11 protein-coding genes are annotated in these 12,105 nt (G+C 69.3%); 8 read left to right on the top strand and 3 right to left on the bottom strand.

Going from position 1 to position 12,105, the window contains the following annotated elements:
• Window positions 1-1,516: hypothetical protein (locus GL325_RS15165; RefSeq protein ID WP_223111338.1), on the bottom strand; the 1,516-nt coding region annotated here is incomplete at its 3' end.
• Between the two features lie 236 nt (window positions 1,517-1,752).
• Here GL325_RS15165 and GL325_RS15160 point away from each other — a divergent pair.
• Entirely contained in the window at window positions 1,753-2,355 is a 603-nt protein-coding gene (locus tag GL325_RS15160) for a TetR/AcrR family transcriptional regulator (RefSeq protein ID WP_187411597.1), read from the top strand.
• Window positions 2,352-3,143 (top strand): TIGR03084 family metal-binding protein, encoded by a 792-nt coding sequence (locus tag GL325_RS15155; RefSeq protein ID WP_187770093.1) that lies wholly within the window; start codon window positions 2,352-2,354, stop codon window positions 3,141-3,143. The genes GL325_RS15160 and GL325_RS15155 overlap by 4 nt, the downstream gene beginning before the upstream one ends.
• Window positions 3,144-3,165: 22 nt before the next feature.
• Here GL325_RS15155 and GL325_RS15150 read toward each other — a convergent pair whose 3' ends face one another.
• Window positions 3,166-4,221 (bottom strand): zinc-binding dehydrogenase, encoded by a 1,056-nt coding sequence (locus tag GL325_RS15150; RefSeq protein ID WP_187770092.1) that lies wholly within the window; start codon window positions 4,219-4,221, stop codon window positions 3,166-3,168.
• A gap of 60 nt (window positions 4,222-4,281) precedes the next feature.
• On the opposite strand from GL325_RS15150, the gene GL325_RS15145 reads away from it, so the two are divergent.
• Both GL325_RS15145 and GL325_RS15140 read left to right on the top strand, forming a co-directional pair.
• Entirely contained in the window at window positions 4,282-4,737 is a 456-nt protein-coding gene (locus GL325_RS15145; protein WP_187770091.1) for a MaoC family dehydratase, read from the top strand.
• Between the two features lie 2 nt (window positions 4,738-4,739).
• Window positions 4,740-6,047, top strand: a complete 1,308-nt coding sequence (locus tag GL325_RS15140) for an MFS transporter (protein ID WP_187770090.1) — start codon at window positions 4,740-4,742, stop codon at window positions 6,045-6,047.
• On the opposite strand, the gene GL325_RS15135 is transcribed toward GL325_RS15140, so the two are convergent.
• Window positions 5,968-6,627, bottom strand: coding sequence for a GntR family transcriptional regulator (locus GL325_RS15135; protein ID WP_187770089.1), 660 nt, complete (start codon window positions 6,625-6,627; stop codon window positions 5,968-5,970). The two genes, GL325_RS15140 and GL325_RS15135, sit on opposite strands and share 80 nt — an antisense overlap.
• Before the next feature lie 183 nt (window positions 6,628-6,810).
• Here GL325_RS15135 and GL325_RS15130 point away from each other — a divergent pair, with 183 nt between their 5' ends.
• From GL325_RS15130 to GL325_RS15115, 4 genes are all read left to right on the top strand, one after another.
• A complete protein-coding gene (locus GL325_RS15130; RefSeq protein WP_187770088.1) occupies window positions 6,811-8,952 on the top strand; it encodes an acetate--CoA ligase family protein in 2,142 nt (713 codons plus the stop codon).
• 34 nt (window positions 8,953-8,986) lie between these two features.
• On the top strand, window positions 8,987-9,964 hold the full coding sequence (locus GL325_RS15125; RefSeq protein ID WP_187770087.1) for a tripartite tricarboxylate transporter substrate binding protein: 978 nt from the start codon (window positions 8,987-8,989) through the stop codon (window positions 9,962-9,964).
• Window positions 9,965-10,037: 73 nt separating this feature from the next.
• The gene (locus GL325_RS15120) at window positions 10,038-10,559 is read left to right on the top strand and encodes a tripartite tricarboxylate transporter TctB family protein (protein WP_187770086.1); all 522 of its coding nucleotides are present in this window, start codon (window positions 10,038-10,040) and stop codon (window positions 10,557-10,559) included.
• Between the two features lie 3 nt (window positions 10,560-10,562).
• The gene (locus tag GL325_RS15115; protein ID WP_187770085.1) at window positions 10,563-12,098 is read left to right on the top strand and encodes a tripartite tricarboxylate transporter permease; all 1,536 of its coding nucleotides are present in this window, start codon (window positions 10,563-10,565) and stop codon (window positions 12,096-12,098) included.
• Window positions 12,099-12,105: the final 7 nt, after the last annotated feature.

The raw sequence follows: 12,105 nt of genomic DNA, 5'->3' as shown, positions 1-12,105 counted from the left end.
CGGCGTGCAGGCTGTCGCCGGCTTGGGCGGCCTTGACGGTGCAGGTGCCGACGCCGGTGAAGGTGACGGTGCTGCCGCTGACGGTGCATGCATCCGGGGTCGTCGAGGAGAACGTGACCGGGTTGCCGGAGCCGCCGCCGGTTGCGGTCACCGTGTGGGTGTCACCCGGGTAGGCCTTGGTCGGGGCAGTCGACGTGAACGTGATCTCCTGATCGACCATCTGGCAGTGGTCGCCGATGCGGAGGGTGACCCTGAAAGCAGTGTCTCCGTACGCGTGCTCAACGTTGGTGTAGTCCGGGGTGAGGCTGGCGACCCCCGTCCCCGATTCGGGCTGGTGGTAGAACGTGACCAGGGGTGCTGTCGTGTTGTCCCGCTTTACGTAGGAAGCGGTGAGTACGCCGGTGTCGGGATCGATCTGCCACAGGCCCGTCTGTACTTCCCCGAGTACGTGCTGGCTAGGCATGACGGCGACGGCCGAGGAGCCCCCCAGCGCGCTGAAGGAGGTGTCGGTACCCACGGCCGTCGTGGGTGCCGACACGTGCCGGAGCTCTTGTTGGGTTCCCTCGGCGATGGTCACCCCGATGGCCGAGGATTTCGAGGTCGTGATGCTCATCGGGAAGTTGGGGCCGAGGCATCCGAGGAGGACGTCGTCCTTCAGCACCTGGATGTGGCCGGTGCGAGTCTCGCGCTCGACGACGGAGATGTTCTGGGTGGCCGACCCGGCGGTGAACCCGCCGCCCGCAGCCTGGGACGCCCTGACGGTGCAGGTGCCGACGCCGGTGAAGGTGACGGTGCTGCCGCTGACGGTGCATGCATCCGGGGTCGTCGAGGAGAACGTGACCGGGTTGCCGGAGCCGCCGCCGGTTGCGGTCACCGTGTAGGTGTCACCGGGATGGGCCTTGGTCGGGGCCGACGACGTGAACGTGACGGACTGTGGCAGCTCGACCGGTCCGGAGCAGGCCTCTCCGAGGCGGAAGGTCACAGCCACTGTCCGGCTAGGCCCGTACGCGCTGATGAACCGCTCGAGGTCGGGGGCCAGCCCGATGGACCGGTTGATCCCGTCGTCGTGCTTCCACGCGTGGACCTGTTGCGTGGAGGAATCCGGCCAGGTCCAGGTGGTAGAGAGCACCTTCGTCACGGGGTCGATGCTCCACAGTGCGGATTGGTTCCACGGCTGAGGAGTGTCCACCACCAGGAGGCTGTGGGTCGCCGGGTCGCCCTTCGTCATGAGGTCGGTCTCGCCGGCGAGGCGGAACTCAGGGTCGTTCGCGAGAGCGAGCACTTGGTGGGGGCCCTCGCTGATCGTGAAGTCATGGGCGCGGGAGGCGGCCGTCGAGTACTCGGCGACATGGCTGCTGTCGCTCTCCGCGACACAGCCGATGATCTGGCCTTCAACGATCACCTGGAGGTGACCGCTGTGGATCGGGCTGGCGGCCTGGGCCGCAGGGGAGAGGGCCACCGCAGCGCCGCTGACCATGAGCGCACTGGCGATGACCGAGGTGAAACGGTGGAACATAGGGTCACTCTCGGTGCGGAGGAAGACGAGCAGACGGCTCAGCCAGCCAAAACGTTACTCACTACTCCGGTCTCAAGAGTGTATTTGTGAAACATTCGTCACAACTTGTCGCGGAACGGCACCGAACTCTCGTGAGGTCGGGCGCGCGTGGCGCTGCGGCGTAGGGGTAACGAGGCGGGCACTGACAAGAAACCAACAGACTTGACTGTTTCTTTCGCCGAGGTCATGCTGTCGGGGTGACGGAAAGCCCTGCCAGGACACCGCAGACCGAGCGGACGCGGCTCATGCGCCAGCGGCTGCTCGAGGCCACGGTCGACTCGCTCGTCGAGTTGGGCTGGGCCGGGACGTCGACCACGATCGTCAGTCAACGGGCCGGCGTCAGCCGCGGCGCCCAGCTGCACCACTTCCCCAGCAAGCAGGACCTGGTGGTCGCCGCCGTCGAGTACATCGCCGAGCGACGCCGCGAGGAGCTGTTCGTCGACCTCGACCTGCTGCCCGAGCAGGGCCGCACCCGCGCCGTGCTGGACCTGTTGGCCGGTCAGTTCACCTCCCCGGTCTTCCTCGCCGCGCTCGAGCTGTGGGTCGCGGCGCGCACGGATCCGGACCTGCAGGCCAAGGTCGCCCCGTTCGAGCGCCGCGTGGGCCGCGAGACGCACGCCCGCGCGGTGGAGCTGCTCCAGGTCGACGAGTCGCGTGGACGCAACCGTCAACTGGTCCAGGCCACCCTCGACCTGCTGCGTGGCCTCGGCCTCGCCGCGACCCTGACCGACGACTCCGCACGCCGGGCCTCGATCCTCGACGCCTGGGCCGAAACCCTCGACCGAGAACTGGAACGATGACCACTCTTGACACCGTCCTGGACGACCTGGCCGCCGAATCGCTGCAGCTGGACGGCTGGGTCGCCGGCCTGAAGCCCGACGAGTGGGCCACGGTCACCACGCCCGAGGGCTGGACCGTCGCCCATCAGGTCGCGCACCTGCACTGGACCGACGTCACCTCGACGCACGCCATCAACGACAAGGCGGCGTTCGACGCCCTGATCATGGCGGCGCTGGAGAACCCCGAGGGCTACATCGACCAGGCCACCGACGAGCTGGCACTCGAGCCGCCGGAGTCGCTGCTGCCGGCCTGGCGCGCCGGGCGTTCCGACCTCGTCGACGCGCTGAAGTCCGTCCCCGAGGGTCAGAAGATCCCGTGGTTCGGCCCGCCGATGAGCCCGGTCTCGATGGCGACCGCGCGGCTCATGGAGACCTGGGCGCACAGCCACGACGTCGCCGAGGCGCTGGGCATCTCGGTGCCGCGCACCGACCGCGTCAAGCACGTGTGCCACATCGGCGTGCGGACGTTCGCATTCACTCACCTGATGCGCGGCGAGGAGGCGCCCGACGTCCAGCCGCGCGTCGAGCTGACCGGCCCGTCGGGCGAGCTGTGGACCTGGGGCCCCGAGGACTCGCCCGAGCGCGTCACCGGCGACGCCTGGGACTTCGCCCTGCTGGCCACCCGCCGCCGTCACCGCTCCGACGTCGACGTCACCGCCTCCGGTCCCGCCGCCGACCACTGGCTCGACATCGTCCAGGCCTTCGCCGGCCTGCCGGGCAACGACCCCAAGCCGTTGGCCGAGCGCTGACGGTCTCTCGTTCGGTGCCGCGTCAGAGGGACGAGACGCGCAGGAGCGCCTTCGTCGTGCGGCGCTCGGCCATGTCCGCGTAGGCCCGGGCGACGTCGTCCAGGTCGTAGTGCTGGTCGAACACGACGCCTGGCCGCAGGGATCCCGCCAGCACCTCGGGCAGCAGTTCGTCCAGCAGGGCTCGGGCCGGGGCCCCGCCGGCCCGGAGACCGAGGTTCTTCGCGAACAGCTGGCGCGGGTGGAAGTCGTCGCCGTGAGGGATCCCCACCATCCCGATCTGGCCGCCGACCCGGGCCGCGGCGATCGCCGTGGCGAGACTCTCGGACGTGCCGACGCACTCGAGCACGTGCGCCGGTCCCACGCCCTCGTGCCGCTCGCGCAGCAGGCGCACGGCCTCGTCCCCGCGGATGTCGATGACGTCGTCCGCCCCGAGGATCCGGGCGAGGCGCTGCCGGGCGGGGTTCCGCGACAGGATCGTCACGCGCTCGGCACCCAGCCGGCGGCAGGCCGCCACGGCGCACAGGCCCACGGCACCGTCCCCGATCACGACCGCCCGGCTGCCCTCGCCGACGTCGGCGCACCGAGCCGCGTGGGCGCCGGTGGCCATCACGTCGGTGAGGGCGAGCAGATGGGGGAGCAGGTCGGCGGTGACCGGCGCGTCCACGCGCACCAGCGTGCCGTCCGCGAGTGGGACGCGAACGAGCTCGCCCTGGCCGCCGTCGAGCTCGGACCCGTCGGGGTGCGTCGAGCCCCAGTACCCGCCGTGCGGGCAGTTCGAGGTGTACCCGTCCCGACAGGTGGCGCAGGTGTGGTCGCCGAACTTGAACGCCGCCAGCACGAAGTCGCCGGGGACCACGGACGTCACGGCCGACCCGATCGACTCGACCCGCCCGACGAACTCGTGTCCCATGCGCCGCGGCTGGTCGAAGGAGTTGTCGCCGCGGTACCACCACAGGTCAGATCCGCAGACCGCCGCCGCCACGACCCGCACGACGGCGTCCGCCGGTGCCGTGCAGGTGGGACGCGGACGCGAGGCCAGATCCACGCGACCCGGTGCGGTGAGAACGGTCGCACGCACGGGGATCTCCTCTGCTAGGGTCCGATGTATACAAAAAAGTATCAGATGGAGGTCTGTGCCATGCGCGTGTTCTCAGGTCCTGAGGAGCTCAAGTCCGCTGTGGGCGAGGAGATCGGGGTCAGCGAATGGCTCGAGATCACCCAGGAGCGCGTGAACCTGTTCGCCGAGGCCACCGGCGACCACCAGTGGATCCACGTCGATCCGCAGGCCGCGGCCGATGGCCCGTTCGGCACGACGATCGCGCACGGCTACCTGACGCTCAGCCTCATGGTCCCGTTCATGCTCGAGATCTACCGCGTCGAGAACCGCAAGCACGCGGTGAACTACGGCCTCAACAAGGTGCGCTTCACCTCGCCCGTCCCGGTCGGATCGCGCCTGCGCGGCCGGCTGACCCTCGCGGGCGCCGAGGAGGTCAAGGGCGGCGGACTCCAGCTGACCTGGTCCGTGACGATCGAGCGCGAGGGCGAGGACCGCCCGGCCTGCATCGCCGAGAACATCACGCGCGTCTACTTCTGAGCGTGGGCACTCCCACGGCTCCCCGGTCGTCCTGGGCCCTGCTCGTCGACCGCCGGTTCGGCCCCTTCGTGGTCGGCAAGGGGATGGCGTTCACCGGGGTGTGGATCCACCACATCGTCACCGCGGTGCTGGCCTGGCAGTTCACGCATTCGGCGATCTGGGTCGCGGCCGTCAGCGTCGTCCACTTCATCCCGCAGGTCGTGCTCGCGCCGGTCATCGGCCCGCTGTCCGACCGGTCGAGTCGCGGGCGGCTCGTGGCCTACGGGCGGGTGTTCTGCATCGCCGGCACGGGCGGCCTGGGCGCGTGGCTGTGGCTCATGGGGGAGGACCGGACCGGTATCACCGGCGTCCTGCTCTTCTCCCTCGTCGCGGGCATCGGCTTCTCGGTCAGCGGCCCGGCGATGCAGGCGATGGTGTCCGATCTCGTCCGCCCGAACGAGGTCGGCCGAGCGGTCGCGATCGACTCCGTGCCCACGATGTTCGGCCGTGCGGCCGGCCCCGCGATCGGCGCAGTCCTGGCGACGACGCTCGGTGCCCCCGCGGCGCTGGGCCTCGCGGCCCTCGGTCACGTCGTCTTCGGGGTGGTCGCCGTGGTCATCGCCCGCAACGACGCACCCACCCGGGCAGCGTCGGCGGGCGGCAGTTTCCGTGACGGTCTGGCCTACATCCGTCGCAATCCCGTGGTGGCGCTGCTGCTGATCGGTGTCACGGCGGTGGGGCTGGGCGCCGATCCGGTGGTTACGCTGGCGCCCGCGATCGCCCATGACATGCATGCACCCGAGGCGTTCGTCGGCTACATCGGCTCCGCGTTCGGCGTGGGCGCGCTGCTGGGCAGTGCCGTGTCGACGATCTTCAACAGCGGCGGGCGGCTGCAGAAGGCGCCGACGATCGGGTTGAGCGTCCTGGCCGCGGGGTCGCTGGCGGTGCCGCTCCTGGCGTCGCCGACGGCGGTCTGCGTGGCGTTCTTCCTGGCCGGCATCGGGTTCACGGTCGCCTTCTCGGGCTGTACCGCGATGCTGCACCAGGTCGTCCCGGCGGAGTTCCGTGGCCGGGTGATGTCGCTGTGGCTCATCGCCTTCATGGGCTCGCGCCCCCTGGCGTCGGTCCTCAACGGCATCGTGGCCGACACGCTCGGAGCGGACTGGGCCATGGTGATGATGGCGATCATCGTGGGCATCGCCGCGGTGGCGTGCCTGCCCGTGATGCTGCGGCGCCTGACCCGCGACGGAGTCAGCGAGGGCGCGACCAGCCGAGGCGCTGCGTCACGAGGTGCTCGGTCGAGCCGCGGTGCTCGTCGGAGACCGCGATGAGGGCCTCGTTGTCGTTCGCCTTGACCGCCTCGATGATCCGCGTGTGGTCGTCGTGCACGCGCAGCTGCGACTCGACCTCCTGGATGTACAGCGAGCGGTAGAAGCTCGACATGTACCAGAGCCGGCGGATCTCCTCGCGGACCAGCTTGAGCGGGCTCCGGTCGAAGATCAGGAAGTGGAAGGCGAGGTTCGTCTGCTGCCAGTCGTCCGGGTCGGTGCTCGAGCTGAGCGTCCGCAGGTGGTCGTCGAGGCGCTGGAGCTCGTCGATGTCGACCGTGGTGAGATCGATCGTGCGCACGAGCTCGGTCTCGAGCAGTCGGCGCATGAGGTAGATCTCGGCGAGGTCCTCACCGCTGAAGCGGGCCACGGTGAAGCCCGTGTTGGGCTTGTAGTCCAGGACGCCCTCGGCCTGCAGCGTCGAGAGCGCCTCGCGCACGGGGATGCGGCTGACGTTCAGCTGGGCGGCGATCTCGCCCTGGTGGACCTTCTGCCCGGGCAAGAGCTCGCGGGAGATGATCATCTGCCGGATCTCAGTCAGGCAGCGCTGCACTCCCGTCGCGGTCGGGGTGGTCTTCGCCATGGGTGGGCCTCTCAGCAGTGGCGCGGCACGGCGGCCGCTCGTGGTGCACTCGCAGCGTATCCACGCTCCGACGCGCTATCCAGAACAGAAGGATATACATTCTTGCATGTCATTAAGCATTCATGGTTGAATGCCAACGTGTGCTCCAAGACACACTTCCAGATAGGGAAAGGACATCCCCCCGTGCCCCAGCCTGTTGCCGGCGGAACAGCCAACACCCGCGGCCTCGACGCACTCTTCGAGCCGCGTGGCGTCGCGATCCTGGGCGCCTCGTCCGACCCCACGAAGATCGGCGGCCGACCGCTGCGCTTCATCAAGGAGTCGGGCTACACCGGGGGCATCTACCCGATCAACCCCAAGTCCGACGAGGTCCAGGGCGTCAAGGCCTACGCCTCGATCGAGGACGTCGACGGGATCGTCGACCTCGCGGTGATCGCCCTTCCCTCCGAGCACGTGATCGGCGCGGTCGAGTCCTGCGGCAAGCAGGGCGTCAAGGTCGTCACGATCTTCAGCGCCGGCTTCGCGGAGATGGGCGCAGAGGGCGCGGCCCTGCAGGACGAGGTCCTCGAAGTCGCCGGCCGCTACGGCATGCGCGTGCTCGGCCCGAACTGCATCGGCAGCATGAACCGCTCCAACGGCGCGGTCGGCACGTTCGCGGCCTCGGTCGGTGTCCCCTTCGCCGTCGACGCCATCGCCAAGGTGGCGCTGGTCAGCCAGAGCGGCGCGATCGCCAGCGAGTGGGTCGTCAACGGACGCCAGACCGGCCTGAACTTCGACCCGTGGCTCTCCACCGGCAACGAGGCCGACATCCAGCTGGCCGACGTCCTGGCGCACCTGGCCACCGACGACTCCGTCGAGGTCATCGCCGCCTACCTCGAGGGGTGCCGCGACGGCGAGCGCCTGCGCGAGGCCCTGGCCGTGGCGCAGGAGAACGGCAAGCCGGTCGTCGTGCTGAAGGTCGGCCGCTCCGAGGTCGGCGCGACGGCCGCCGCCTCGCACACCGCCTCGCTCGTCGGCTCCGACCAGGTCTTCGACGCGCTCTTCGACCAGTACGGCGTCATCCGCGTCGACTCGATGGCCGAGCTGTTCGATGTCTGCTACGCCCTGTCGATCGGCACGCTGCCGACCGGCGACCGGCTCGGGATCCTGACCGGCTCGGGTGGCATCGGCATCATCGCCGCCGACGAGGCGGCCGACAGTGGCCTGCAGGTCCCGACCCCGTCGGAGCGGCTGCAGGACCAGCTCAAGGAGATCTGGCCCCCGGCCGGCGTCGGCAACCCGATCGACCTGACCGCGCAGCTGATGAACGACGAGAACCTGCTGCCGTCCTTCGTGGACGCGTGCCTGCAGGACGGTGCTTTCGACTCGATCGTCATGGGCCTGACCTACATGGGCCTGCTCGAGCCGTGGACCGACCTGGTCGTCCGCGCGCTGAAGCTGGCCCGCGAGGCGCACCCCGACGCGCCGATCTACGCCACCACCCTGGCGACCCCCGAGGTCAAGCGCGCCATCGAGGAGCTGGGCATCCCCGTCTTCGCGGACATCACCCGGGCCGTGCAGATCATGGGCCGCGTCACCGACTACGCCCTGCGCCGCCAGCGGTTCGAACGGGACCGCGAGGCGCGCGCGATCGATCCTTCGGCAACGTCCGTCCCCGCATTGCCGGAGGTCTTCACCGAGGTCACGGCCAAGGCGTTCCTCGCCGCGGCCGGCGTGCCCGTGGCCCCGGAGGTCGTCGTGTCGTCGGCCTCCGAGGCTGCGGCCGCGCAGGCGAACTTCGCCGGCCCCGTGGTGCTGAAGGTCGTGTCGCCCGACATCGCGCACAAGACCGAGGTCGGCGGTGTCGTCCTGGGCGTCTCCTCGCCCGAGGAGGCCGCCGAGGCGCATGACCGCATCCTCGAGTCGGCCCGCCGCCACGAGCCCGATGCCCAGATCGACGGCGTGCTGGTCGCGCCGATGATCACCGACGGTGTCGAGACCATCCTGGGCGTCGTCGACGACCCGACGTTCGGTCCGGTCGTCATGTTCGGCCTCGGCGGCATCTTCGTCGAGGTGCTCAAGGACGTGACCTACCGCCTCGCGCCGTTCGGTCTCGAGACCGCGCACGAGATGATCCGCGAGATCCGCGGTGCGGCGATGCTCGACGGCGTGCGCGGCGCGGCTCCGGCCGACGTCGACGCGCTGGCAAACGCCCTCGTGGCCCTGTCGAACGTGGCCGCCGAGCACCGCGGCCGCTTCGACAGCATCGAGGTCAACCCGTTCCTCGTCCGTCCGCAGGGTCTCGGGGCGGCGGCGCTGGACGCCCTCATCACCGAGCGCTCGTAACCCCCGAATTCCCCCCACCCCACAGGAGAACACCATGAAGAAACTGAGCTTCGCCGCCGTAGCCGGTGTGCTGGCGCTGTCGTTGGCCGCGTGCGGCTCCGACTCCAGTGGTGACGCCGAGGACTTCCCCTCCGGTGACATCACGATGGTCGTCGCGTACGCCGCGGGTGGCCCGACCGACCTGGCCGGCCGCGCGGTCGCCAAGCAGTTCGAGAAGGACCTCGGCGTCTCCGTCGTCGTCGAGAACCAGGAAGGCGCCTCGGGCGCCGTCGGTTCGGCGAAGGTCATCAACGCCAAGCCGGACGGCCTGACGCTGGGCACCACGACGGCCTCGGCCATCAGCCGCGTCCCCTCGATCGAGAAGGTCGGCTTCGAGGCCGGCGACGGCACGCCGATCGGCGTCGTCACCGAGTCGCCGGGCGTCTTCTTCGTGAAGAAGAACTCCCCGTACAAGACCTTCGACGACCTGCTCGCCGACGCCAAGAAGCGTCCGGGCAAGGTCACCGTCGGTGCCGCCGGCGCCCAGACCCCACAGGCCGTCGAGGTGCTGCGCATGGGCATGGAGCACGACACCGAGTTCAAGCTCGTGCCGTTCCAGGGCGACGCCCCGGCGCTGACCGGTCTGCTCGGCAACAACGTCGACGTCATCATCCCGTCGTACAACGAGCAGGTCCGTGCCCAGCACGAGGCCGGTGAGATCCGTCCCCTCGCGGTGATGGGCCCGACGCGTCGCGAGTACCTCGGTGACACGCCGACCCTCGAGGAGGCCGGCTTCGAAGGCCTGACCTACGGCATCTCGTCCTTCATCATCATCGCCCCGAAGGACACGCCGAAGGAGATCGTCTCCAAGCTCGAGGACTCGCTGGAGAAGGCGCTCGAGGACCCGGCCACCCGCAAGGCCGCCGGCGAGCTGAACGTCCCCGCCGAGTTCATCGGCTCCGAGGCCCTGCAGGCGCAGATCGACGACGAGGTCGAGACGCTGACGCCGGTCCTCAAGAAGCTGTTCGGCTGATCAGCCGAGGTGGGTCCGGGCCGGCCACGGCCCGGACCCACCATTTCCGATCCTTCTGACAGGAACACACCACATGAGCGACATGACTGATGAGCAGATCGCGGTTGCGGGGGCGCCGCCGGATCCGGTGCGTGGCACCGGCTGGATCGCGTCCAAGGTGCCACTGCTGGTCGCCATCGCGATCGCGGGCTTCTTCCACCTGCAGACCCAGGAGATGGAGGTCGGCTCGCTGACCGATCCCGGTCCCGGGTTCTGGCCTCGCGTGCTGATCGTCGGCATCGTCGTCGTGTCGGTCCTGGGTTTCGTCGTGGACATGCGCGACGGCATCGAGGTCTTCGAGCTCGGCTCGACCGCACGCGTCCTGGCCGGCTTCGCGGCCCTGGTCGTCTTCACGCTGCTGTTCGAGCAGACCGGCTCCATCCTGGCCGGCTTCATCTTCTTGATGCTGTGGCTCAAGGGCCTCAACGGCGAGGGCTGGCGGATGTCGCTCGCGATCTCGGTGGTCGCTCCGCTGCTGAGCTACCTGCTCTTCGTCACCGCCCTGGGCGTCCGCCTGCCGGCGGACATCGTCGCCAGCCTCTGGGGAGGTCGTTGACCCATGGACTCTCTCGCGAATCTCGCCTCGGGCTTCGGGGTCGTCTTCACCCCCGAGAACCTGCTCTTCGTCTTCCTCGGCGTCACCATCGGCACGGTCATCGGCGTGTTGCCGGGCCTGGGCCCGACCGCCACGATCGCGCTGTTGCTGCCGATCACGTACTCCATCTCGCCCGAGGCGTCGATCATGATGCTGGCCGGCGTCTACTACGGCTCGATGTACGGCGGCACGATCACGTCGGTGCTGCTGCGCATCCCCGGTGAGGCGGCCAGCGCGATCACCGCGCTCGACGGCTACGAGATGACCAAGCAGGGCCGCGGCGGACCTGCGCTCGGTATCGCCGCGATCGGCTCGTTCATCGGTGGCACGGTCGCGATCATCGGCCTGGCCCTGATCGCCCCGGCCGTCGCCACGGCAGCACTGCGCTTCGGCCCGCCGGAGTACGCGGCCATCACGATCCTGGGCCTGGTCCTGGTCACCTACCTGGGCACCAAGTCCACGGTGAAGAGTGTCATCGCCGCCCTGTTCGGCCTGCTGCTGGCCGCCGTCGGTCCCGACCCGATCCAGGGCACGTCACGGTTCAGCTTCGACATGCCCGAGTTGATCTCGGGTCTGGACCTGGTCGCCATCGCGATGGGCATGTTCGGCATCGGCGAGATCATGTACAACCTCGAGCAGCGCGTCACCGGCTCGGGCACGATCGGCAAGATCAACCGCATCCTGCCGACCAAGGAGGACTGGAAGGTCTCGCGCGGCCCGATCGCCCGCGGCACGCTCCTGGGCTTCCCGATCGGCGTGCTGCCCGGCGGTGGCGGCGTCATGAGCTCGCTGGCCTCGTACGCGGTCGAGAAGAAGGTCGCCAAGGACCCGAGCCGCTTCGGCAAGGGTGCCATCGAGGGCGTCGCCGGTCCCGAGACCGCCAACAACGCCTCGTCGATCTCGGCGTTCATCCCGCTGCTGACCCTGGGCCTGCCGTCCAACGCCGTCCTCGCGCTGATCCTGGGCGCGCTGATGATGCAGGACATCACGCCGGGCCCGACGATGATCAACGACCACCCCGAGCTGTTCTGGGGCGTCATCGCGTCGATGTTCATCGGCAACCTGATCCTGCTGGCGCTGAACCTGCCGTTCGTCGGCCTGTTCGTCCAGCTGCTGCGGGTGCGGATCGGCATCATCGGCGGCGTCGCGCTGCTGATCACGCTCGTGGGCGTCTACACGATCAGCTACACGCAGTTCGACATGTGGGTCATGATCATCGCCGGCTTCGTCGGCTATCTCATGCGCAAGACCGGGTTCGAGCCCGCGCCGCTGGTGCTGGCGTTCGTGCTCGGCAGCGTGCTCGAGGTGGGCTTCCGCCAGTCGCTGCTGATGTCGGACGGATCGCTCTCGATCTTCGTCACCCGCCCCATCTCCGGAACCATCATCGCCGTCGTCGCGCTCGTGGTCCTGTCCTCGGTGATCGGCGCCATCCGCCGCCGCCGTGGCAAGGGCAAGGGCGGAATCATCGACATGACCAAGCAGCTCGCTGCGGAGGACTGAGACTGAC

Source organism: Aeromicrobium sp. 636 (genome assembly GCF_024433585.1).
GTDB lineage: Bacteria > Actinomycetota > Actinomycetes > Propionibacteriales > Nocardioidaceae > Aeromicrobium > Aeromicrobium senzhongii.
This window is presented reverse-complemented; position numbering and strand designations above follow the sequence as displayed.